Source organism: Brachybacterium sp. SYSU DS0246 (genome assembly GCF_059391765.1).
Map to the genome: position 1 here is coordinate 93,747 of NZ_JBZXYT010000003.1, position 22,734 is coordinate 116,480.

Here is a 22,734-nt window from a genome sequence, read left to right on the forward strand (position 1 = left end):
GCATGCCCAGCAGGGCATATCATGGAGATATGTCCGAGCCTCTGCCCAACCTGCAGGCCCTGGCTCTGTTCGTCGCCGTCGTCGACGAGGGCGGGCTCGGCGCGGGCGCCCGGAAGCTGGGCATGTACCAGCCCAATGCGAGCCGGACCATCGTGACCTTGGAGAGACAGGCCGGCACAGCGCTGCTGGACCGGAATCCCCGCGGCTCCCGCCCGACCTCCGCCGGGCTGCTCTATGCCGCTCACGCTCGCGACCTCCTGGAGGCGGCCGAGGCGTTCAGCGCCTGGCTGCGCCACAGCCGGGACGAGAACACGCTCGACCTCCACGTCGGGGCGAGCATGACGATCGCGGAGAACCTGATGCCGGCCTGGCTGACCGACCTGCGCCGCTCCAGCCCTCGCGTCCGCGCGGAGCTGGAGGTCCTCAATTCCGCCCAGGTGCTCGAGGAGATCCGCGACGGCCGGCTGCAGCTGGGCTTCATCGAGACCCCGCACGTTCCCCGCTCGGTCCACGCCCTCGCCCTGCGGGAGGACGAGCTCGTCGTCGTGGTCGCTCCCGACCACCCATGGGCCCGCAGGGATGAGCCACTGGGGCTCGATGAGCTCGCCGCGACCCCGCTCGTCGTGCGCGAAGGCGGCTCCGGCACCCGGGACGCCTTCGAGGAGCTGGTCCCGTCGGCCGCCGGCACACCGCCCGTTCAGGAGCTCAGCAGCAATGCCGCCGTGCGGATCGCGGTGGCCTCGGGCGCTGGGCCGGCGGTGATCAGCATGCTGGCCGTCCGCTCGCAGCTCGAGGCGGGGCAGCTGGCGCGGGTTCCGGTGCGGGGACAGAGCCTGCGGCGGCCGTTGACGGCGGTGTGGACGGGTCCGCGCCTGCTCAGCGGCCCGGCGGCGGAACTCGTCGCCGTGGCATCCCGCGAGGAGCGCGCGGGGGCAGGTCGCGCTGAGTCGGGGAGCGCGGACTCGTGACGCCGACGATCGTGGACGCGGACCTCTCCGATCCGCGTCTGGTCCGCTTCCTCCAGCAGCACCTCGAGGACATGGCCGACACCGCCCCGGACGAGAGCCGGCACGCACTGGATCTCGCTGCCCTGACTGCGCCGACGGTGCGGCTGTGGGTCGCCGAGGCCGGGTCGGCGCCGGCCGGGACGGTCGCGCTGTCCCGACTCGAGCCCGGCCATGTGGAGCTCAAGAGCATGCGTACCGACCCGGCCCTGCGCGGACGAGGCATCGCGACGGCACTGCTGGAGCACGTGATGGTCGAGGCCCGGCGATGGGGCGCGGCCCGTATCTCGCTGGAGACCGGTTCGGCGGAGTTCTTCGCCCCGGCCCGGGCGCTGTATGCCCGTCACGGGTTCCGCGAATGCCCGCCGTTCGGTGCCTATGTCTCAGATCCCCACAGCGTGTTCATGACCCGCGATCTTCCCGGACCGCGGAACTAGGCGGCGCGCGCCTCGATCCGCCACCGCTGCTCGAGGGCCTTCATCGCACTGAGCTGCGTGGAGTAGTGGATGGGGCCGTCCTCGCGCAGGGTCCAGTCGTTGCCGGCTCGCAGCAGCTCGTCCTCGCGCCGAGCCGAGGCGACCAGCGCATCGGTGCCGCGGCGCACGAAGTCCTCGAAGGCGCGCCGATCGTCGTCCGCCTCGGGCAGCGCCTCGATGAGCAGCCCCAGGTACCGGTAGAAGATTCCCTTGAACAGGCCCTCGTCGCCGCCATTGCCCTCGGCGCGGAACACGGAGCCGTCGCTGAGCTCAGCGATGGCCGTACGGGCCGTGCGCCGGGCCCGCACCAGGTAGTCGCCCTCGCCGGTGCGGCGAAACCACTCCACGCAGGCGCCGAGGTAGAGGCCCTGGTTGTAGGTGAAGCGCCACTGCACGTCGATCCGTCCGTCGCCCTCACGGTTGATGCCGTCCTCGACGAAGCCGTCCTCCGCCACCAGGGTGCGCTCCCACCAGTCCATGGCAGTCCCGGCGTAGGCGGCCAGCTGGGCATCCCGGGCGGGGATCCGTTCGGCGAGCCGGAGCGCCAGGATGATCAGCGGGCCGTTGGCGGGGGAGTTCTTGTAGTCCAGCTGCTGCTTGCGCCAGGCCAGGCTCTCCCCGAGGGTGTCGTTCCAGCCGTGCTCGATCACGTGGTCGACGAGGAACTCGGCGTCGGTCAGATCCTGCTGGTTCCCGGTGGCGTCGAACAACCGCACCAGTGCGAGCGCGAACCACAGCATGTCGTCGAAGTAGTCGTTGACCAGCGATCCCCCGTTGCGGGCGACGATCTCGTTGCGCACCTCTCGGGCCGCCTCGGTCCAGCGGTGGTCCCCGGTGCGCTCGTACGCGTCCAGACGGCAGTCCATGACGTGGGCCAGCCACCAGTAGTTGAAGGTGTCCCCGCCGATGCTGCCGGCGGGATGAGCATTCTCGAGGTGGCCGGGACGATCAGTGCCGAAGAGCCGGTCGAGGCTGCTCTGCGCGAGCTGGGCGTGGTCGTTCCAGACTGCAGTGTCCGTGATCATGGGGCACGATCGTAGAGACATTCCGGCCCCCGCGCGCTGACGTTCCGCGAACGCGTCCCCGCGGGAACGCCCGATGGGGTCAGGGCCGTGGTGCTCGCCGGCAGGAGCCGCGTGCCGGCCGACCTCTTGAGCGTCCCGTGGCCGCTTCCTACGCTGTGGCGATGAGCAGCTTCGTCTCGCACACCTCCGTCGACTGCGCCGACGCCTATGCCCTCTCCGGATTCTGGAAGCAGGTCCTCGGCTACGAGGACGATCCCGAGGATCCCCGTGAGCCCGGAGACGAGGGGTGCGTGATCCGCGATCCCGAGTCCGGGCACACGGTGCTGTTCCTCGAGGTGCCGGAGTCCAAGACCGTCAAGAACAGAATGCACTTCGATCTGCGTCCACGGGAGGGGACCCGTGACGCGGAGCTCGAGCGCCTGCGCGGGATCGGAGCTGTCGAGATCGCCGACCACCGCGGGAAGTACGGACCGGGCAGCGGGTGGGTCGTACTCGCGGACCCCGAGGGCAATGAGTTCTGCATCCTGCGATCCGAGGCGGAGGTCGCCGCGATGCAGGGCTCATCCTCGAACGGCGACGGGTGAGCGCCCCTACTCGCCTTCCTGCGGCGCCTCGTCGCTGAGCGGATGCAGCGGCGGCAGGGTGGGGATCGCGGGTTCGACGGGGCAGGCGTCATGGGATGCCGTCGCGGACGGCGGCCGGAAGTCGGCCTGCCCTTCCTCGTCACGCTGTTGCTCGCTCATGTCGTACGGACTCTTCTCCGTGGCGTGCTCCATTGCTCTATCCTCCCCGGAAATCCTGGAAACGCAATCAACGCGGCCGATGCGGGCGTGGCGAAGCGGCGCGCCGCGCCGCGCCCGGGCGTCATGGCGCGCCCGGGCGCCCCGCCGCGCCCGGGCGTCATCGAGCCGCAGGAGCCACACCATGCCGATCCTCCTCAACACGGGCGACCTCACCGTCCACCGTCGCCGGCAGGGGCTGCGGATTCACAGCGGCCCCAGCACCGTTGAGCGTTCCGCATCGAGCTCCAGTGCGGAGAGCACGGAGAGCAGCTGACGCTCCTCGTCGCGGAAGTGGCTCTCCATGATCGCCGCGATCCCTTCGAGATGCCGGTCCAGCTCGAGGGCGGGCGCCCCGCGGCCGACGGCGTCCTGGAGGCCGACGACCAGGTGCGCGATCATCGAGTGGTCCTGCTGCAGGTAGCGCAGGGTCTCGCCGAGCTCCGGATGTGCCTCCGCGATGGCGGGGAACAGCCGGCGGTCCTCACCCTCGTGATGCGCGGTCAGCGCCGTGCAGAATCCGTGGCAGAACAGCAGCAGATCGCGTGTGGCCGGCTCGGCGTCGGCCCCGTCGGCCAGAGCGTCCCGGGTGAGGCTCAGCGCCTCCCGCAGACGCGCATGCACGCGGCGCAGTTCATGGTTCCAGGCGATGAGCCTGGCGTTCTCGCCCTCTGTCACAGAAGGGCGAAGGGTGCGACGTCATCATCGTCGAACTCCTTCGTGATCCGGCGCCTCCATGCCTGACACGGTCTGCCACCGGCACGCGACGCTCGCCCCAGCCTATCGGCGAACCCCGCAGGGCGGAACCGGGTCCGCAGATGCGAGGGACCGACCCCGCGACGTGGCGTCGGCCGCCGAAGGCATCACGCCGTGACGGCGAACGCGTCGATCTCGACCAGCATCTCCTCGCGCGGCAGACCGGTGAACACCGTGGTGCGCGCGGGCAGGACGCCCGAGGCGCAGCGGTTGCCGACGAACTCGCCGTAGGCCTCGTTCATCGCCGCGAAGTCCTCGCGCCGGGTGAGGTAGACGCGCAGCATCATGACGTCGTCGAACCCCGCGCCGCCGGCGGCCAGGATCGCCTCGATGTTGCTCAGGGTGCGGGTGGTCTGGGCGGCGACGTCCCCGGCATGGATGTAGTCACCGGTGGCCGGATCGACCGGGCCCTGACCGGAGACCTGCAGGAACGGGCCGCGCTGTACGCCCTGCGAGAAGGTGTGCGCGGGAGCGGGGGCGTCCGCGGTGGTGACGGCGCGACGGTCGGTCATGGAAGTCCTTCGATCGGTTGGCGTGGTCGCCTCGAGCGTAGCGTCACGGACGGATCTGCTCCGGCGCGGCCGCCCCGCGATACTGGAGCAGCACGCGACGGCGCGAGAGACCGGATGCGCAGCGCAGCACTGATGCGCACGCGCACGACCGGTGAGCAGCCCACGACTGACGAGCAGCTCAGGAACGATGAGCACGGAGGAGCACGGTATGGACGAGCTGAAAGCTGCACCGCTGGGGATGGACGCCGCCGGATTCGACCGGCTCCTGGCCGAGCACCCGACCCTGGAGGCGCTCCCCACCCCGCTGGTCACCCTCAGCGAGTCCGCGATCGAGCACAACCTCGCGACCATGGCCGAATGGTGCTCCGCGGCCGGCGTCGACCTGGCACCGCACGGCAAGACCACCATGAGCCGCACCCTGTGGCAGCGCCAGCTGGAGGCCGGGGCCTGGGGGATCACCGTCGCCACGCCCTGGCAGGCCGCGGTCGCCCTGGAGTGGGACATCCCCCGCGTGCTGCTGGCCAACGCACTGGTCCAGCCCGGGGCCCTGCGTGCCCTCGCCCCGCACGCCGCCCGCCTGAGCGTCTGGAGCGACTCGCGGCGCGGGATCGAGATCATGGACGAGGCGCTCACGACAGCGGGTGCGGCCGCGCCGCTGTCCGTCCTCATCGAACTCGGTGGCACCGGCGGCCGCACCGGCGTGCGTACCGTGGAGGAGGGCCTCGACCTCGCTCGCGCCGTGGCCGCTTCGCCGGTGCTGCGGCTGGCCGGCGTCGGCGGCTATGAAGGGGCGTTCGCGCACGCCGCGGACGATGCCTCACTGCACCGGGTCCGGGAGTACCTCGAGGATCTCGGGCGTCTGCACGACCGCATCGCTGAGGAGGGCCTCTATCCGACCGACGGCGACCTCCTGCTGACCGCCGGGGGCAGCGCCTACTTCGACGACGTCGCCCGGGTGCTCGGCCCCCGCCACGACCCGCAGGGCTCCCGCGGCCCGGCGACCCGGGTGCTGCTGCGCTCGGGCGCCTACGTGATCCACGATGACGGCTTCTACCGTGGCATCAGTCCCCTCGCACGCGGCGGGGAGCTGCCGGACGCCGCCGATGCGACGAGCATGTCGACCCGTCGGCCGGGCCGGTTCCGCTCGGCCATGCACGGGTGGGCGAGCGTCGTCTCCCTCCCGGAGCCGGGCCTGGCCCTGGTCGACGCCGGCAAGCGGGACTTCTCCTTCGACGAAGGGCTGCCCGAGCCTCAGGCCGTTCGCCGTCTCGGGCGGGCCGACGTCGAGCGGCTCGAGGGTGCCCGGTGCACCGCGATGAACGACCAGCACACGTTCGTCGACCTGCCGGACGGCCACGACGTGAGGGTCGGCGACGTGATCCGGTTCGGCCTCTCCCATCCGTGCACCGTCCTGGACAAGTGGCGGGGACTGGTCCTCATCGATGACGACGGTGCCGAGGCGCCCCGGGCGACCGGACTGCTGGAGACCACCTTCGGATGACACTCCACGCCGCTCCCGAGATCCTCCTCCGCGGTGCCCTGATCCTCGACGGCAGCGGCGCCGCCCCGGGGACCGCCGACGTGCTGCTGCGCGACGGCGTGATCGCAGCCGTCAGCGGCCGCCTCGAGACGCCGGGCGCTCGCCGGCTGGATTCCCCCGGGGCCCGTCGGATCGAGGCCGACGGTCTCGCTCTCGCGCCGGGCTTCATCGACATGCACGCCCACTCCGATCTCGCGGTGCTGGCCGACGGGGACCATCTCGCCAAGACCCTCCAAGGGGTGACCACCGAGGTCATCGGCCAGGACGGGCTCTCCTACGCGCCGGTGACCGACGAGACGATGACGATCATCCGCCAGCAGATCGCCGGTTGGAACGGGGAGCCGGCCGAGCTCGACTTCGCCTGGCGCAGCGTGGGCGAGTACCTCGGGGTGATCGACTCTCGCGGCGCCGCGACCCACGTCGCCTACCTGCTGCCCCAGGGAACCATCCGCATGAACGTGGTCGGCACCGAGAACCGTGCCGCCACCGCGGACGAACTCGCGCAGATGCGCGAGCAGGTCGCCCGCGGCATGGCCGAGGGCGCGTTCGGCCTCTCCTCGGGGCTGACCTACGTGCCCGGCATGTTCGCCTCCACCGATGAGCTGGTGGCCCTGTGCGAGGTGGTCGCCGGCCACGGCGGTTACTACAGCCCTCATCAGCGCTCCTACGGTGCGGGAGCGCTGGCCGCCTACCAGGAGATGGTCGAGATCGGGGTCCGATCCGGATGCCCTGTGCATCTGACCCACGCCACCATGAACTTCCCGGAGAACCGCGGCCGGGCCGGGGCGCTGCTGAGCCTGGTCGACGATGCCATCGCCCGCGGCGTCGACATCACCCTGGACTCGTATCCCTACCTGCCCGGATCGACGACGCTGTCGGCGCTGCTGCCCAGCCGCGCCGCCACGGGAGGGGTCGAGGCCACCCTGGAGCGGCTCACGGACCCGGACGAACGCGCCCGCATCACCCACCAGGTCGAAGTGCTCGGCAGCGACGGGTGCCACGGCGTCCCGGTCGACTGGACCGGCATCGAGATCGCCGGAGTGCGCCACGATCACCTCCGCGACCGCGTGGGCCGGACGATCGCCGACCTCGCCGCCACGGAGCACCGGCCCCCGGCGGACGTCTTCTTCGATCTGCTGATCCAGGACCGGCTGGGCACCAGCATCCTCCAGCACGTGGGCGACGAGGAGAATGTGCGCACCGTGATGCGCCACGCCCGTCACATGGGCGGCAGCGACGGCATCCTCGTCGGCGACAAACCCCATCCCCGGGGAGCCGGCACCTTCGCCCGGTACCTCGGCCACTACGTGCGTGAGCAGGGCGTGCTCTCGCTCGCCGAGGCCGTCGTCCACCTGTGCGCACGCCCCGCGCAGCGGCTCGGGCTGCGCGACCGCGGCACGATCGCCGAGGGAAAGGTCGCCGACCTGGTGCTGTTCGACCCCGAGGCCATCGCCGACCGCGCCACCTTCGACCAGCCCCGGCTCGCCCCGACCGGGATCCACGAGGTCCTCAGCGAAGGGATCCCGGTGGTCACCGAGGGCGTGCGCACCGATGCCCGTCCCGGCCGCGCGCTGCGCGGGCCGGCGTGGCGCCGCTGAGCTGGCTCGGGTGGCGTCGCTGAGCGGGCCGACCAGGCAGACTGGGGGCATGGCAGAACCACAAGAGCCCCGCGTCGCCGTCTACCTCGACTTCGACAACATCGTCATGTCCTGGTACGACCGTGTCCACGGTCGCAATGCGTACAGCCGGGACCGCCAGCGGCTCGCCGAGGACCCCAGCGAGCCCGAGCTCGCCGAACGGCTGGGCAAGGCCACCGTCGACGTGGGCGCGATCATCGACTACGCCGCCTCGTTCGGCACCCTCATGCTCACCCGCGCCTATGCCGACTGGTCCGCCCCCGTCAACGCCGAGTACCGCTCCCAGCTGGTCTCCCGGGCCGTGGACCTCGTCCAGCTCTTCCCGGCGGCGGCGTACGCGAAGAACGGGGCCGACATCCGCCTGGCCGTCGACACCGTCGAGGACATGTTCCGCATCCCCGACCTCACCCACGTGGTCATCGTCGCCGGGGACTCGGACTACGTCCCCCTGGCCCAGCGCTGCCGTCGGCTGGGCCGGTACGTCATCGGCATGGGGGTGGCCGGATCGACCGCCAAGTCTCTCGCCGCGGCCTGCGACGAGTTCGAGTCCTACGACAACCTCCCCGGCATCGAGCGCCCGGAGCCGGCGCCCGCGTCCCGGTCGCGCCGCGGACAGGGAAGCGGCAAGGGCAAGGGCAGGTCCGGGGCCGGCTCCGGAGCGTCCACGGATCGTGACGCCGCGGCAGCCTCCGGTCAGGCACCGGCCCCGGCCGCCGAGGTGCCGGCGGCCGCATCCGGCACCGCCGATGCGGAGGACGAGGTCGTCGAACTCACCGAGGACCCGCAGGAGGCGGCGACCCGCCTGCTCCAGCGCGCCCTGCAGCTGGGGGACCGCGGGGACAGCGAGTGGCTGCACAGCTCCGCGGTCAAGACGCACATGCGCCGCATGGACCCCTCCTTCAGCGAGAAAGCCCTCGGCTTCCGCTCCTTCTCCGACTTCCTCAAGGCCAACTCGGACATCGCCGTGCTGGAGGAGACAGGCCACGAACGCCTGGTCCGGGCCAAGGACTGAGCGGGAGGAGCTCGGTCGGAACGGGCAGGGACTGAGCGACGAACCGTGCGGCCGGAGTCGTCGGCGAGGGACGAGTCGGCGGCGGAGGGTGAGCGGGAGGAGCTCGGTCGGAACGGGCAGGGACTGAGCGACGCACAGCTCGATACCGCGACAGGTGTCGGAACGGGCGCTGGATGAGGTCACGTCCGGCGGTATCGACCGCGGGAGGTCTCATCGTGGCTCGCTCGGCGGGGCCGGACGGGAATGAGACCGGGGGTCACGGAAACGTAACGGGCGCTGACGGCTGCATGGGCTGACGCGCCCCCGTCTTACGTTGGCCGCATCGCCGGGCGCTGCTCGGCGGGCCCCAGCCCACTGCGCCCCTTGGAGGCAGCCATGGACTACGTCAAACCGTCCGACCTGGTCACACGCCTGGTCGATGCCGGAGCCAGCAAGATCGGGATGTCTGCCCGGGAGACCCTCGTGCGCGCCGTCATGGGCGGTGCGATCCTCGGGCTCGCCGCGGCCTTCGCCGTGACCGTCTCGACCCAGACCGGCCAGCCCCTGCTGGGCGCGATCCTCTTCCCGGTCGGGTTCATCATGCTCTATCTGATGGGCTTCGACCTGCTGACGGGTGTGTTCACCCTGACCCCGCTGGCGCTGCTGGACCGCCGCCCCGGCGTCACCGTCGGCGGCGTGATGCGCACCTGGGGGCTGGTCTTCGTCGGCAACTTCATCGGTGCATTCGCCGTCGCCGTCCTGATGGCCATCTACTTCACGTACGGCTTCTCCTCCGCACCCAACGAGGTGGGGCTCGCCATCGGCGAGATCGGCCACGGCCGCACCGTCGGCTATGCCGATCACGGCGCCGCCGGCATGCTAACCCTGTTCGTGCGCGGCGTGCTGTGCAACTGGATGGTCTCCACGGGCGTCGTCGCAGCCTTCATGTCCGACAGCATGATCGCCAAGATCGCCGGCATGTGGATGCCCGTGATGCTCTTCTTCTACATGGGCTTCGAGCACTCCATCGTGAACATGTTCCTGTTCCCCTCGGGCCTGCTGCTGGGTGCGGACTTCACGCTCATGGACTACCTGCTGTGGAACGAGATCCCGACGGTCGTGGGCAACCTGGTCGGGGGCCTGGCCTTCGTCGGCCTCCCGCTGTACCTGGCCCACCGGCGCAAGGCCGCCGCCGCGGAACCGGTGATCCCCGTGACCGCGGGCGAGACCGAGGGGACGACCGAGCCCGAGCTGGTCGGTGCGACCCGATGACCGCCCGCATCCTCGTCATCGGCGCGGGCATGGTGGCCCACCGCCTCGCGGACAGCCTCAGCGCCCGGTCCGATGCCGCGTACACCCTGACCATCCTCGGCGACGAAGGCCGCCACCCCTACGACCGTGTGGGCCTGACCCGCTTCTTCGACGGGGAGGACGCCGATGCGCTCTCCCTGGAACGCACCGTGCTCGAGGATCCTCGGATCACCCTGGTCGCGGGCGATCCGGCCGAGCACATCGATCGTGACCGGCGCAGCGTGCGCACCCGCTCCGGCGAGGAGTTCGGGTACGACCACCTGGTCCTGGCGACCGGCTCCTATGCCGCCCGCCCTCCGGTCGACGGCGCCGAGCAGCCCGGCTGCTTCGTCTACCGCACGCTCGACGACGTCGAGCAGCTGCGCGACCACGTCCGGCGCCGGGCCCGTGAACTCGGTCGCCCGGTGCGAGGCACCGTCATCGGCGGCGGCCTGCTCGGCCTCGAAGCCGCCGGAGCCCTGCAGGGGATGGACGCCGAGCCCACGGTGATCCAGTCCAGCGACCGGCTGATGTCCGCCCAGCTCGATCTGCCCGCCGGGGCCTCCCTGCGCCGGCTCATCGAGAAGCGCGGCATCGGCGTGCGCACCGGGGCTCGCACCACCCGGGTCCTGGCCGGAGACGACGGCGAGGTGCGGGGCGTTGAGTTCAAGGACGGCACCGCGATGGAGGCCGACGTCGTCATCTTCACCGTCGGCGTCCGCCCGCGCGACGAACTGGCCCGGTCCGCCGGCCTGACCTGCGCCGAGCGCGGCGGCGTCGAGATCGACGCCGCCTGCCGCACCAGCGATCCCGCCATCATGGCGATCGGTGAGGTCGCCTCCTACCAGGGCATGTGCGTGGGCCTAGTCGCCCCCGGGTATGCGATGGCCGAGGTCGCCGCCGACCGGATCCTGGGCGGGGACGCCACCTTCGGCGGGTACGACCTCTCGACCAAGCTCAAGCTCTCCGGCGTGGATGTCGCGAGCTTCGGTGACGCCTTCGCCACCACTCCCGGAGCGCTCGATGTGGTCTATGCGGACCCGGTCAGCGGCGTTCACAAGAAGCTCGTCCTCTCCGACGACGCCAAGACGCTGCTGGGCGGCATGCTCGTCGGCGACGCCTCCGCCTACGGCTCGCTGCGGCCCCTGGTCGGCGGAGCCCTCGGCGGTGATCCCGCCGCCTACCTGATGCCCGAGGGCGGGGTCCCCACTCCCAAGGGCGAGATGCCCGATGAGGCCGTGGTCTGCTCCTGTGCGAATGTGAGCGCCGGCCGCATCCGGGAGGCCGTGCACGAGGAGGGCTGCACCGACGTGGCCGGCATCAAGGGCTGCACCCGTGCCGGTGCCACCTGCGGCTCCTGCGTGGTCATGATCAAGGGCCTCGTCGGCGGCGAGCTGACGAAGATGGGCAAGGCCGTCTCGAACGCCATGTGCGAGCACTTCGAGATGTCGCGACGGCAGCTCTTCGACGCGGTGCACGTCTCGGGCCTGGACACCTTCAGCGCGATCATCGAGCGCTTCGGCACCGGGCGCGGCTGCGACACCTGCAAGCCGGCCATCGCCAGCATCCTCTCGGTCCTCACCGGCAAGCACGTCCTGGACGGGGAGAATGCCACCCTGCAGGACACCAACGACCACGTGATGGCGAACATGCAGAAGGACGGGAGCTACTCGGTCGTCCCGCGCATGCCCGGCGGCGAGGTCACCCCCGAGGGGCTCATCGTCATCGGGGAGATCGCCAAGGACTTCGGGCTGTACACGAAGCTCACCGGTGGACAGCGGATCGACATGTTCGGCGCCCGCCTCGACGAGCTGCCGCTGATCTGGCAGCGACTGGTCGATGCCGGGTTCGAATCCGGTCACGCCTACGGCAAGTCCCTGCGCACGGTGAAGTCCTGCGTCGGCTCGACGTGGTGCCGCTACGGCGTTCTCGACTCCGTCGGGATGGCCGTCCAGCTCGAGCTGCGCTATCGCGGGCTGCGCTCCCCGCACAAGCTGAAGGTGGGCGTCTCCGGGTGCGCCCGCGAGTGCGCCGAGGCGCGCGGGAAGGATGTCGGCGTCATCGCCACCGAGACCGGCTGGAACGTCTACGTCGGCGGCAACGGCGGGTTCACCCCGCGGCACGCGGAGCTGCTGGCGGAGGGCCTGGACGACGAGTCCCTGCTGCGCATCATCGACCGGTTCTTCATGTACTACATCCGCACGGCCGACAAGCTCCAGCGCACCGCGCGCTGGATCGAGGACCTCGACGGCGGCATCGAGGGCCTCAAGGAGGTCCTGCTCGAGGACAGCCTGGGCATCTGCGCCGATCTGGACGCGGCGATGGACAAGCACGTGGACGATTACGAGGACGAATGGGCGGCGACCCTGGCCGACCCGGACAAGTTGCGCCGGTTCGGCTCGTTCGTGAACGCGCCCACGACCCCGGACCCGTCCCTCGCCTACACTGCCGAGCGCGGCCAGGCCCGGCCCGCCAGCAGCGAGGAACGCGCATCGGGCGAGGTCCTGATCGCAGGAACACGACTGGAGGTACGGCGATGACCGCACAGACCCTGGACCCCGCGACGACGCCCGGGCAGCCCGGGACGGCCGAGACGCCGGGAACCACCGGTACGCGCGGTGCCTCGGCACACTCCGCGCCGGCACCCGCCGCGCCGGGGGAGTCGGGGTGGCTGCGCATCTGCGCCGTTGGCGACCTCGAGGTGGAGCGGGGCCGCGCGGCGCTCCTGGGGGTCACCCAGGTGGCACTGTTCCTGCTGTCGGACGGCACCGTCCGTGCCGTCTGCAACCGCGATCCGTACAGCAGCGCCTACGTGATGTCCCGTGGCATCGTCGGCTCCCGCGGGCACACGCCCACCGTGGCCTCCCCGATGTTCAAGCAGGTCTTCGACCTGGACACGGGTGCCTGTCTCGACACGCAGGGCAAGGACCCTGCCGAGCTGCGCACCTGGCCCGCCGAGGTGCGCGACGGCGACGTCTACCTGCTCTGGGAACAGTCCTCATGAGCCCCGGGCACGTCTGGCTGGTGGGCGGCGGGCCGGGACCGGTCGATCTGATGACGGTCCGAGCCCACCGCCTGCTGCAGGAGTCGGACGTCGTCATCGCCGACCGACTCGGCCCCGATATCGGGGCCATCGCCGAGATCAGCTGGTGCGCCGACATCATCGACGTCGGCAAGCAGCCGGGCGCTCATCCCGTCCCGCAGGACGAGATCAACGCCCTGCTGATCGAGCACGCCCGCGAGGGCCGACGGGTGGTGCGACTCAAGGGCGGCGACCCGTTCGTCTTCGGCCGGGGCGGCGAGGAGTACGCCGCCTGTTCCGCCGCCGGTGTCCCGGTCGACGTCGTCCCCGGCATCAGCAGCGCGATCGCGGTCCCTCAGGCCGCCGGCATCCCCGCGACCCACCGTGGGACGGCCGCCACGGTCCACGTGGTCACCGGCCACGGCCCGCCCAGCGCCTCCACGCTGGCGGCGCTGGCCGACGACACGGTGACCACGATGGTCCTGATGGGCGTGGCGGGCCTGCCCCGCCTGGTCGGGGCCGCGTTGGAGCACGGAGTGCCCGCCGCCCGCCCCGTCGCCATCGTGGAGAACGGCCACTGCGCGCGGCAGCGCACCACCCGCTCCACCCTCGGTGAGATCGTGGCGCTGGCCCGCAGCGTGGACGTGCAGAGCCCCGCGGTCATCGTGATCGGAGAGGTGGCGCGGGACGGCCTGCTGGATTCGCTGATCGACGAGAAGGGAAAGTCCGCAGTGACTTCCGCACCTGCGCAGGCGGTTCGATGAGCACCGCCCCTCTGCTCTCCCACGCCCTGACGGGGCGCCGGATCGTGATCGCTGTGGATCGCCGTTCGGAGGAGCTCGCCGCCGCCCTGGAGCGCCACGGTGCCTCGGTCGAGGTCGCCCCGGCGATGTCGACCATTCCGCACATCGACGACGCCTCGCTGCTGGAGCGCACCCGCGAACTGATCGCCCGCCCGCCCCAGGTAGCCGTCGCCCTGACCGGCGTCGGCTTCCGCGGCTGGATCGAAGCCGCAGACGCCGCCGGTCTCGGGGAGGACCTGCGCACTGCGATGAGCGACTCCCTGATCCTGGCCCGCGGTCCGAAGGCACGCGGAGCGGTGCAGCAGGCGGGCCTGACGACCGGCTGGGCCGCCACCTCCGAGGTCAGCGCGGAGGTCGGGGAACGCCTGCTCGAGGAGGACCTCCACGGGAAGCGCGTCGCCGTCCAGCACCACGGCTCGGGCTCCGACGGACTGGACGAGCTGCTGGATCGGCACGGAGCGGACGTGGTGAGCCTGACGGTGTACCGCTGGGGGCCCTCACGGGACCCGGAGGCCGTGGTCCGCTCCGTGATCGCCGCGAGCGCGGGCGAGGTCGACGCCGTGGTCTTCACCGCCGCCCCCGGGGCCTCCCGCTGGCTCGAGGAGGCCGAGCGCGCCGGCGCCCTGGGGGGCATCGCGGAGCAGGCCGCGGCGGGACATCTGACCTTCGCCGCCGTCGGCCCGGTCACCGCGGGGCCGCTCAGAGAACGGGGCCTGCCGGTGCTGATGGCGGAGCGCGGGCGCATGGGCTCTCTCGTGCGCGGCGTGGTCCAGCACTTCGGCACCGGATCCGGGAGCGCCGGGGAGGAGGACCGATGGCCGCGCTGATCGCCTGCTCGCACGGCACCCGCTTCGCCGAGGGTCGCGCCACCGTCTCCGAGATCCTGGACCTGCTCTCGCTGGCCCTTCCCGGGGCGCGGATCGAACCAGCCTTCGTCGACGTGGAACAGCCCGAGGTCGACGACGTCGTGGCGCGCGTGGCCGCCGACGGCCCCGCCGTGGTCGTCCCGCTGCTGCTGTCCACCGGCCACCACACCAAGGTCGACATCGGCCGCGCCGTCGCCCCGTACCCCCATGTCGTCTCCGCCGGCACGATGGGGCCGCACGAGCTGCTGGCCCAGGCCCTGCTCCGCCGGCTGGGAGAGCTCCCGGGTGGCGACGCGGGCCGGCGTCCCGGCGACCACATCGTCCTCGCCGCAGCGGGGTCGAGCGATCCCGAGGCGGTGCTGGACGTCGAGCACATGCGCGACCTGCTGGCCGAGGAGCTGCCCGCTCCGGTGAGCATCGGCTACGGCGCCGGGGCGAAGCCCCGCATCCCCCGCGCGGTCGCCGCCGCCCGCGAGGGCGGGGCGGACCGCGTCATCGCCGCCAGCTACGTGCTGGCCCCGGGCCACTTCGCGAACCTCGTACTCGCAGCCGGGGCCGACCAGGTCAGCGCGCCCCTGGGCACCGATCCCGCGGTGATCTCCGTGATCGCGCAGCGGTACCGCGCCGCGGCCGCAGCCCTCCGCCACCCGGAGCCGGCGACCTCGGCTATCGGCGCCTGAGAGACGTGTGCGGTGGCCGGCAGTATCTGTCCGGACGGCCGCAGGCCCGGCCCGCTGAGCGGACCGGGCCTGCGAGGCGATCAGGGAGCACCGCGGCGCGGAACCGCAGCAGTCCTCCCGCGCACCGGATCGGGGATCAGTTGAGCTCGAGCGGGTGGGCGCCCACGCGGCCCGAGCCGTCACCGGCGTCGAGGGCGTCGATCGCGGCGATCTCGTCGGCCGTCAGCTCGAAGCCGAACACGTCGAAGTTCTGCTCCATGCGCTCGCGGTGCGTGGACTTCGGGAAGACGATGAAGCCGCGATCGAGATGCCAGCGGATGACGGCCTGCGCCGGGGTGACGCCGTGCGCCTCGGCGGCGGCGACCACGGCGGGGTTCTCGAACAGCGGGTACTTGCCCTGGCCGAGCGGGCCCCAGGACTCGATGTGCATCCCGTTGGCCGCGCCCCACTCGAGCACGTCACGCTGCTGGAGGGCGGGGTGGAGCTCGATCTGGTCGACCGCGGGGACCTCGCCGGTGTCCTTGACGAGGCGATCGAGGTGCTCGGGCAGATGATTGGACACGCCGATCGAACGGGCCAGGCCCGCGTCGCGGATCTCGATGAGCTTCTGCCACGCGTTGGAGTAGGTGTCCTTCTCCGGGGTGGGCCAGTGGGTGAGGTAGAGATCGACGTAGTCGAGTCCGAGCTTCTCGAGGCTCTCGCGGATCGCGTCGTGCGGGGCCTCGCCGGCCTGACGGTCGTTCCACAGCTTGGTGGTCACGAACAGCTCGTCGCGCGGGATGCCGCTCTTGGCGATCGCGGCGCCGACGCCTTCCTCATTGCCGTAGATGGCGGCGGTGTCGATGTGGCGGTATCCGACCTCGAGAGCAGTGCTCACGGCCTCTTCGGCCTCGGCGGGAGGGACCAGGAAGACACCGAAGCCCAGCTGGGGGATGGCGTGACCGGAGTTCAGGGTGATGGTGGGAACAGTAGTCATGAGGCTCAGCGTAAGGACCCGTAATCTACGCGTCCAACAGCTTGCGCAGATGGTATTGAGAAGCAGGAGCGGTCAATGGAGTTTCGTCAGATGGAGTACGTGCTCGCCCTCGCCGAGGAGCGGCACTTCACCCGCGCCGCGGATCTGGCGGGCATCTCCCAATCCGGGCTGTCCTCGGCGATCCGCAGCCTCGAGGACGAGCTCGGAACGTCCCTGTTCCGACGCACCACGCGTCGGGTCGAACCCACCGCCGCCGGGCTGGCACTGCTGCCGCATGCCCGGGCGATGCTCGATGAGGCGGCGCAGGCCCGCGACGCCGTGGTGCGGGTCAGCCGCACGGTGACCGGGTCGCTGCGCGTCGGCGCAGAGCAATGCCTCGGGCTGGTCGATGTCGCCGGGCTGCTGGAGCGATTCCACCGCCGCTACCCGCTCGTGGAGACCGAGTTCGTCCAGTCCGGTTCGCATGAGCTGGTCGAATCCGTCCGCGCCGGCGGGCTCGACGTCGCCTTCGTGGCCACCACCCGGCATCTGGCCTCCGTGCGCCATGTGCCCCTGGGCCACGAGCCCGTCGTGCTGCTGACCTCGCCCGCGCATCCGCTGGCGCATACGGATCCCACCTGGGAACAGCTGGAGGGCCAGGACTTCGTCGACTTCGGCTCCTCCTGGGGAGTGCGCACCCTGAACGATGAGGCGTTCGCAGCCCACGGCGTCACTCGCCGCGTGCGCTGCAGCGTCAATGACGTGCACACCCTGCTCGATCTGGTGCGCCGCGGTCTGGGCATCGCCATCGTGCCGCAGCATGTGGCGGCGAAGCCGCAGGCAGCCGAGCTGATCCGGCACTCGCTGCACGGTGCCTCGGTCGCGGACTGGACCGTCAGCGCCATCAGCCCGCGCCAGGACCGGGCGGACCTGCCTGCCGGGATGCTGCTGGAGCTGCTGGGCGAGTCCCATGCGACTGCCGAGAGCGCGGTCACCGCCGGCTCGACCGGCGTGCAGCAACCGGCGACCGCGCCGGAGCCCAGCCCGGTTCCGGCACGGGCCGGCGACCTCGCTCAGTAGGAACGAGAATGCGGAATCGGTGACAGAGGAGGCCAGGAGGCGGATAATCGTCCACCCGGCATCGGTGCCATCGGTGCCGGACCGACGTCACGAGGAGACGCACCATGAACGTGTTCCTGTGGATCCTGTCCTTCGTCCTGGCCGCCGTCTTCATCGGTTCCGGTGCCGCGAAGCTCCTCACCTCCCGCGAACAGCAGATCGAGCGCACGCCCTATGCCGAGGATTTCCCCCACTCCGTGGTCCTGGGGATCGGCGTGCTCGAGATCCTCGGTGCGATCGGCCTGATCGTGCCCGGGCTGACCGGTATCGCCACGGTGCTCGTCCCGTTCGCCGCCGCCGGGCTCGCGATCACCATGGTCTTCGCCGCCCTCGTGCACACCCGGCGCGGCGACGGCGTGATGGCCACGCTGCCCTCGGTGGTGCTGGCGATCCTGTCGGTCGTCGTGGCGTGGTCCCGTTTCGGCCCGTACCAGCTCTGAGAGGCACCCGGGTCGCGGCGTCATCGCGTCCTGTCGGACCGCACCGGCGTCGCCGCAGAGGGAAGCGGCGCGTCTGCGGAGGGAACCGCCGCTTCTGCGGACAGATTCTGTCCGCACGCTCCGCGACAGTGGACCCTGAGCGGCCGGACGGCCGTCTCGCCCCGCCTCAGCCCCCAGGAGCCTCGGATGCCTTTCCTCACCGCCGATATCACCACGGAGCACGACGGCCTGGCCACCTTCGCCCTCCAGCAGTACCGCCAGCTCGCCACGGCCCTGCACGGGCTGAACAGGGACCAGCTGACCGCCACACCGAGCGCGTCGGCGATGAGCCTGGGAGCTCTCGCCCGGCACGCGATCCTCATGGTCGAGAACGTCACCGCCGGAATCCTCGCCGCTCCGGGCAATGCCTCCGAACCCGAGCGCGAGCCCGCGCAGGCCTACGCCGAGGGCACCATCGATCCGTCGGCCGTGCGGGAAGGCGACACCGCCGAATCGCTCAGCGCCGAGCTCGATGCCGTGGCGAGCCGGCTCGCCGAGGCGATCCGCGCCGCGGATCTCGAGACGTCCGTACCGGTCCCGGATCGTCCGTGGTTCGTGGGCTGCGAGAACTGGACGGTGCGCTGGTGCGCCCTGCACGCGATCGAGGAAGGCGCGCGCCATGCCGGCCACGCGGACATCCTGCGCGAATCGATCGACGGCAAGGGAGCGTACGAGCTGAACGCTCTGGCCGAAGGGCAGCCCTGGCCGCCCCCGGGCTGGTGAGCGCCGGCGATGACCCCGGGTCGCGGTGTACGACGTCGCGGTCAGCGACAGCGCGGGACCGCAGTGGCAGAGTGGGTCCATGTCACCCACTGACGTGATCGCCTGGCTGCTGGACTCCGACCCCGCGCTGCGCTGGCAGGTCGAGCGCGACCTGCTCGATCTCCCGGCCGAGCAGTGGGAAGCCACCCGTGCCCGCATCCCGCGAGAGGGCTTCGGCGCCGCGCTGTTGGACCGTCAGGATCCTGACGGGCAATGGGCCGGCGGTGCCTTCTTCCCGGCGGGGTTCTTCGACGATCCGGCCAACCGGAATCTGCCCGGCCAGCCCTGGACGGCGACCACCTGGACGCTGACCACCTTGCGCGACTGGGGCATGGACCCCGCCCCGCTCATCGATCGCGGCACACCTGAGCTCCTGGCCCGGAACTCCCACTGGGAGTACGACCGGACGCTCCCGTACTGGGGCGGTGAGGTCGATTGCTGCATCAACGCGATGACGCTGGCCAACGGGCTCTGGCTCGGAGTCGACGTCGAGCACCTCGCGACCTGGTTCGTCGAGCACCGCCTGCCCGACGGGGGCTGGAACTGCGAATGGGCCAACGGGTCGGTGCGCTCCAGCTTCCACTCGACCCTGAACGCCGTGCGGGCGCTGCTGGTCCACGAGCAGGCCACCGGCGGGACCGAGGCCACTCGCGCGGCCCGGGCATCGGGGCAGGAGTACCTGCTCGCCCGCACTCTCACGCGGCGACTGAGCACCGGCGAGCTCGTCGGCCCGTGGGTCGATACGTTCTTCTACCCCACGCGGCACATCTACACCGCTCTCGGCGCGCTGGAGCACTTCCGCCGCGCCGGTGTGCGCGACCCGCGGATGGCCGAGGCGGTCTCCATGGTCCGCGAGGCCCAGCAGCCCGACGGCACCTGGCTGCAGCAGATGGTGCTGCCGGGCCACGTGTGGTTCGAGATCGATGTGCCTGACGGCGAGCCGTCTCCATGGGTGACGCTGCAGGCTCTGCGGGTCCTCAGGTGGTGGGGGGAGGGCTGACGTCCGATCGGCGCCCGCGGGCTGCCCGGGCGGCATCCACCGTGGAGGTGCGTACCCGGTAGAGGCTGGTGGTGGCGACGATGTACAGGGTCCGCCCGTCGTCCCCGCCGAAGCACAGGTTGGCGACCTTCTCCGGCACGGGCAGATCCAGCAGGCGCTCACCCGCCGGAGTGAACACCTGCACGCCGGACCCGCTCGAGCTCCAGATCCGGCCCTCGACATCCACCCGGATGCCGTCGGGCAGGCCGGGAGAGACCTCGGTGAGGATCCGACCGTTCTTGGCGTGCCGGCCCTCGACGACGTCATAGACGTGGATCGCGTGCCCGCGGGGCCGCCGCGGGTTCGGATTCTCCTGATCGGCGGGGGAGCGGGAGGAGTCCGCGACGTACAGCAGGCTCTCGTCGGGGGAGAAGGCGAGACCGTTGGGGGCCTCCACGTCGATCACCACGGGTGTGAGGGCTCCGGTGCCGGGGTCGAGCCGGAACACGTACCGGTCGCCGTACTCCTCCTCGCCGGGATGCCCCTCGACCTCTCGCTTGATGCCGTAGGAGGGATCGGTGAACCAGATCGCCCCGTCGGAGCTGACGACCACGTCGTTCGGGGAGTTCAGGCGGACCTCCCCGAAGCGGTCGGCGACGGTGACCGGCCGGTGCTCGTCGCCGGGGCCGACGGCGGTGTCGCGCTGGACGGCACGGCGACCGTGGGAGCATTCGATGACGTATCCCTCGAGGTCCAGAGTGCGGCCGTTGGTGAACTCGACGCCCTCGGCGAAGACGCTCAGCTCGCCGGTGGTCTCCGAGTACTCCAGGATCCGGTTGTTCGGGATGTCGCTGAAGCGCAGGGCGCGGCGCAGCGGGACCCAGACGGGCCCTTCCGCCCAGATCGCCCCGGTGGCGACCTTCTCGAGCTGGGCGCCGTCGGCCAGGAGCGGCGGAGGTTCGGTGGTCATGTGGATCTCCTCGGTGATGGGGGCTCCTCGGCACCATCGGAGAACGCCCGCATCCGCGCGAGGCGTCAAGGTGCCGGGACGTCGACTCCGACTGGTGGGCACAGATCCTATGGTCACGACGCCTCCTCGGCCGAGAGAACGGCGCGGAGCCGGGAGAGATCGTTGCCCGCGCTCACGGTATTTCGCCCTCCTCACGCCAGAATCCGGGCCATTCCAATAACGGTTCGGCAAACGTGGACGCCGATCCGTGCCTGCGGGCGGGCCGGAGCATTTTGCAGTGCTAGGTTCCAGGGCACACCATGGGTGCGCCATGCCACACGAGGCCGCTGCGTGCACCACAGTGCCGTGACCACGCGGCCTGCTTCATTCCCTGGAGGACCCCATGTTCGATGCCGCTTTCACCCCCAAGCGACGGACGGTGCTGCTGACCGCGGCCGGAGCCCCGCTGCTGCTCTCGGCCTGCGCCCAGACCTCCGAGGACGGGGGCAGCGGGGGAGGCGGCGGCGGTGAGGGCGCTCTGACCGTCGGCACCACCGACAAGGTCACCGCCCTGGACCCTGCCGCGGCCTACGACAACGGCTCATCGACCGTGTGGGCCCAGGTCTACGGTTACCTGCTGAACACCAGCATCGGCTCCGAGGACGGCGCGCCCGAGCCCGACCTGGCCGAGACGGCTGAGTTCACCAGCGAGAACGTCTTCACCGTGACGCTCCAGGAGGGCCTCACCTTCGCGAACGGCAATGAGCTCACCAGTGAGGACGTCAAGCACAGCTTCGATCGCCAGCTCGCGATCGCCGACCCCAACGGACCCTCGAGCCTGCTGGCGAACCTCGACAGCGTGGAAGCCGTCGACGACCTGACCGTCGAGTTCCACCTCAAGGAGCCGAATGATCAGACGTTCCCGTACGTGCTGACCAGCCCCGCCGGTCCCATCGTCGACGCCGACGTGTTCCCCGCCGACGAGGTGCTGCCCGACAACGACATCGTCTCCGAGAAGGCCTTCTGCGGCCCGTACCAGATCACCAGCTGGAAGCTCAACGAGCTGGTCTCCTACGAGGCCTTCGAGAACTACAAGGGTCTGTTCGGCAAGCCCTCGAGCTCGAGCGTGTCGATGACGTACTACGCGGATCAGAACAACATGAAGCTGGACATCCAGCAGGGCAACATCGACTGCGTGTGGCGTTCGCTCTCTGCCACCGACATCGAGGACCTCGAGGGGGACGACGCCGTCGCCGTGCACGAGGGCCCCGGCGGCGAGATCCGCTATATCGTCTTCAACTTCAACACGATGCCGTACGGGGCGGAGACCGAGGACGCCGACCCGGCCAAGGCCAAGGCCGTCCGTCAGGCCGCGGCGGACCTCATCGACCGCCAGGCGATCGCCACCGAGGTCTACAAGGACACCTACACGCCGCTGTACTCGTACATCCCCGAGGGGCTGCCCGGCAACGGCACCCAGTTCCAGGACCTCTACGGCGACGGCAGCGGCGGCCCCGACCCCGCCAAGGCCCGCCAGCGGCTGGAGGACGCCGGGGTGGAGATCCCGGTGAACCTGAGCCTGCAGTACAACCCGGATCACTACGGCAACTCCTCCGGAGACGAGTACGCGGCGGTCAAGGCGCAGCTGGAGGCCGACGAGCTGTTCGTGGTGGATCTGCAGTCCACCGAGTGGGTGCAGTACTCGGAGGACCGCACCGCCGATGTGTACCCGGCGTACCAGCTGGGCTGGTTCCCGGACTACTCCGATGCCGACAACTACCTCTCGCCGTTCTTCCCCGAGGACAACTTCCTGGTCAACCATTACTCGAACCCCGAGGTGGACAAGCTCATCGCTCAGCAGCGCGGCACCCAGGACGAGGCCGAGCGCGAGGAGCTGTTCGTCCAGATCCAGGACATCGTGGCCGACGAGATCTCCACCCTGCCGCTGCTGCAGGGCGCCCAGATCGCCGTGTCCACGGCGGACCTCCAGGGCGTCACGCTCGATTCGTCCTTCAAGTTCCGCCTCGCTCCGCTCGCCAAGTGACGGCAGAGCTCGACAGCCCGGCAGCCCCCGGTGCCGCAGGACCCGGCACCGGGGGCTCCGGCCGTC

Annotated in this window: 23 protein-coding genes; 17 read left to right on the forward strand and 6 right to left on the reverse strand. The window is 70.9% G+C overall.

The window, feature by feature from the left end:
• The first annotated feature begins 29 nt into the window (after positions 1 to 29).
• Both AC5020_RS02335 and AC5020_RS02340 read left to right on the forward strand, forming a co-directional pair.
• Positions 30 to 968, forward strand: a complete 939-nt coding sequence (locus AC5020_RS02335) for a LysR substrate-binding domain-containing protein (RefSeq protein ID WP_464987075.1) — start codon at positions 30 to 32, stop codon at positions 966 to 968.
• Positions 965 to 1,441 carry a GNAT family N-acetyltransferase gene (locus AC5020_RS02340; RefSeq protein WP_464987076.1) on the forward strand — a complete coding sequence of 159 codons (477 nt, stop codon included), beginning with the start codon at positions 965 to 967 and terminating at the stop codon, positions 1,439 to 1,441. The genes AC5020_RS02335 and AC5020_RS02340 overlap by 4 nt, the downstream gene beginning before the upstream one ends.
• On the opposite strand, the gene AC5020_RS02345 is transcribed toward AC5020_RS02340, so the two are convergent.
• Positions 1,438 to 2,505: a glycoside hydrolase family 76 protein gene (locus AC5020_RS02345; protein WP_464987077.1), complete on the reverse strand. Its 1,068-nt coding sequence runs from the start codon at positions 2,503 to 2,505 to the stop codon at positions 1,438 to 1,440. The two genes, AC5020_RS02340 and AC5020_RS02345, sit on opposite strands and share 4 nt — an antisense overlap.
• A 161-nt stretch (positions 2,506 to 2,666) precedes the next feature.
• Between AC5020_RS02345 and AC5020_RS02350 the strand changes: the two genes are divergently transcribed.
• A complete protein-coding gene (locus AC5020_RS02350; protein WP_377016587.1) occupies positions 2,667 to 3,089 on the forward strand; it encodes a VOC family protein in 423 nt (140 codons plus the stop codon).
• Between the two features lie 6 nt (positions 3,090 to 3,095).
• Here the strand turns inward: AC5020_RS02350 and AC5020_RS02355 are convergent, their stop codons facing one another.
• The 3 genes from AC5020_RS02355 to AC5020_RS02365 form a co-directional block, all read right to left on the reverse strand.
• A complete protein-coding gene (locus tag AC5020_RS02355; protein WP_464987078.1) occupies positions 3,096 to 3,431 on the reverse strand; it encodes a hypothetical protein in 336 nt (111 codons plus the stop codon).
• A 60-nt stretch (positions 3,432 to 3,491) separates the two neighbouring features.
• Complete coding sequence (locus tag AC5020_RS02360; RefSeq protein ID WP_464987079.1) at positions 3,492 to 3,962, reverse strand: hemerythrin domain-containing protein; 471 nt, start codon at positions 3,960 to 3,962, stop codon at positions 3,492 to 3,494.
• A gap of 185 nt (positions 3,963 to 4,147) precedes the next feature.
• Entirely contained in the window at positions 4,148 to 4,552 is a 405-nt protein-coding gene (locus tag AC5020_RS02365; protein ID WP_464987080.1) for a RidA family protein, read from the reverse strand.
• A 208-nt stretch (positions 4,553 to 4,760) separates the two neighbouring features.
• Here AC5020_RS02365 and AC5020_RS02370 point away from each other — a divergent pair, with 208 nt between their 5' ends.
• The 9 genes from AC5020_RS02370 (at position 4,761) to AC5020_RS02410 (ending at position 15,381) form a co-directional block, all read left to right on the forward strand.
• Positions 4,761 to 6,053, forward strand: a complete 1,293-nt coding sequence (locus AC5020_RS02370; RefSeq protein WP_464987081.1) for an alanine racemase — start codon at positions 4,761 to 4,763, stop codon at positions 6,051 to 6,053.
• On the forward strand, positions 6,050 to 7,690 hold the full coding sequence (locus AC5020_RS02375; protein WP_464987082.1) for an N-acyl-D-amino-acid deacylase family protein: 1,641 nt from the start codon (positions 6,050 to 6,052) through the stop codon (positions 7,688 to 7,690). Before AC5020_RS02370 ends, AC5020_RS02375 begins: the two co-directional genes overlap by 4 nt.
• Positions 7,691 to 7,739: 49 nt before the next feature.
• Positions 7,740 to 8,741: an NYN domain-containing protein gene (locus AC5020_RS02380; protein WP_464987083.1), complete on the forward strand. Its 1,002-nt coding sequence runs from the start codon at positions 7,740 to 7,742 to the stop codon at positions 8,739 to 8,741.
• A gap of 375 nt (positions 8,742 to 9,116) precedes the next feature.
• Positions 9,117 to 9,992, forward strand: coding sequence for a formate/nitrite transporter family protein (locus tag AC5020_RS02385; protein ID WP_377016601.1), 876 nt, complete (start codon positions 9,117 to 9,119; stop codon positions 9,990 to 9,992).
• Complete coding sequence (gene nirB, locus AC5020_RS02390; RefSeq protein ID WP_464987084.1) at positions 9,989 to 12,550, forward strand: nitrite reductase large subunit NirB; 2,562 nt, start codon at positions 9,989 to 9,991, stop codon at positions 12,548 to 12,550. Before AC5020_RS02385 ends, nirB begins: the two co-directional genes overlap by 4 nt.
• On the forward strand, positions 12,547 to 13,014 hold the full coding sequence (nirD, locus tag AC5020_RS02395) for a nitrite reductase small subunit NirD (protein ID WP_464987085.1): 468 nt from the start codon (positions 12,547 to 12,549) through the stop codon (positions 13,012 to 13,014). The genes nirB and nirD overlap by 4 nt, the downstream gene beginning before the upstream one ends.
• Positions 13,011 to 13,796: a uroporphyrinogen-III C-methyltransferase gene (cobA, locus tag AC5020_RS02400; protein WP_464987086.1), complete on the forward strand. Its 786-nt coding sequence runs from the start codon at positions 13,011 to 13,013 to the stop codon at positions 13,794 to 13,796. The genes nirD and cobA overlap by 4 nt, the downstream gene beginning before the upstream one ends.
• A complete protein-coding gene (locus AC5020_RS02405) occupies positions 13,793 to 14,662 on the forward strand; it encodes a uroporphyrinogen-III synthase (RefSeq protein WP_464987087.1) in 870 nt (289 codons plus the stop codon). The genes cobA and AC5020_RS02405 overlap by 4 nt, the downstream gene beginning before the upstream one ends.
• Positions 14,650 to 15,381, forward strand: a complete 732-nt coding sequence (locus tag AC5020_RS02410) for a sirohydrochlorin chelatase (protein WP_464987088.1) — start codon at positions 14,650 to 14,652, stop codon at positions 15,379 to 15,381. Before AC5020_RS02405 ends, AC5020_RS02410 begins: the two co-directional genes overlap by 13 nt.
• A 136-nt stretch (positions 15,382 to 15,517) precedes the next feature.
• Here the strand turns inward: AC5020_RS02410 and AC5020_RS02415 are convergent, their stop codons facing one another.
• Positions 15,518 to 16,357 carry an aldo/keto reductase gene (locus AC5020_RS02415; RefSeq protein WP_377016613.1) on the reverse strand — a complete coding sequence of 280 codons (840 nt, stop codon included), beginning with the start codon at positions 16,355 to 16,357 and terminating at the stop codon, positions 15,518 to 15,520.
• 75 nt (positions 16,358 to 16,432) lie between these two features.
• On the opposite strand from AC5020_RS02415, the gene AC5020_RS02420 reads away from it, so the two are divergent.
• From AC5020_RS02420 to AC5020_RS02435, 4 genes are all read left to right on the forward strand, one after another.
• Positions 16,433 to 17,416 (forward strand): LysR family transcriptional regulator, encoded by a 984-nt coding sequence (locus AC5020_RS02420; RefSeq protein ID WP_464987089.1) that lies wholly within the window; start codon positions 16,433 to 16,435, stop codon positions 17,414 to 17,416.
• A gap of 104 nt (positions 17,417 to 17,520) precedes the next feature.
• The gene (locus tag AC5020_RS02425) at positions 17,521 to 17,895 is read left to right on the forward strand and encodes a DoxX family protein (RefSeq protein WP_377016617.1); all 375 of its coding nucleotides are present in this window, start codon (positions 17,521 to 17,523) and stop codon (positions 17,893 to 17,895) included.
• Positions 17,896 to 18,081: 186 nt separating this feature from the next.
• Positions 18,082 to 18,657, forward strand: a complete 576-nt coding sequence (locus tag AC5020_RS02430) for a mycothiol transferase (protein WP_377794061.1) — start codon at positions 18,082 to 18,084, stop codon at positions 18,655 to 18,657.
• 79 nt (positions 18,658 to 18,736) lie between these two features.
• Positions 18,737 to 19,696 (forward strand): squalene cyclase, encoded by a 960-nt coding sequence (locus AC5020_RS02435; protein ID WP_464987090.1) that lies wholly within the window; start codon positions 18,737 to 18,739, stop codon positions 19,694 to 19,696.
• Here the strand turns inward: AC5020_RS02435 and AC5020_RS02440 are convergent.
• Complete coding sequence (locus AC5020_RS02440) at positions 19,674 to 20,645, reverse strand: SMP-30/gluconolactonase/LRE family protein (RefSeq protein WP_464987091.1); 972 nt, start codon at positions 20,643 to 20,645, stop codon at positions 19,674 to 19,676. The two genes, AC5020_RS02435 and AC5020_RS02440, sit on opposite strands and share 23 nt — an antisense overlap.
• 382 nt (positions 20,646 to 21,027) lie before the next feature.
• Between AC5020_RS02440 and AC5020_RS02445 the strand changes: the two genes are divergently transcribed.
• The gene (locus AC5020_RS02445) at positions 21,028 to 22,668 is read left to right on the forward strand and encodes an ABC transporter substrate-binding protein (protein WP_464987092.1); all 1,641 of its coding nucleotides are present in this window, start codon (positions 21,028 to 21,030) and stop codon (positions 22,666 to 22,668) included.
• Positions 22,669 to 22,734: the final 66 nt, after the last annotated feature.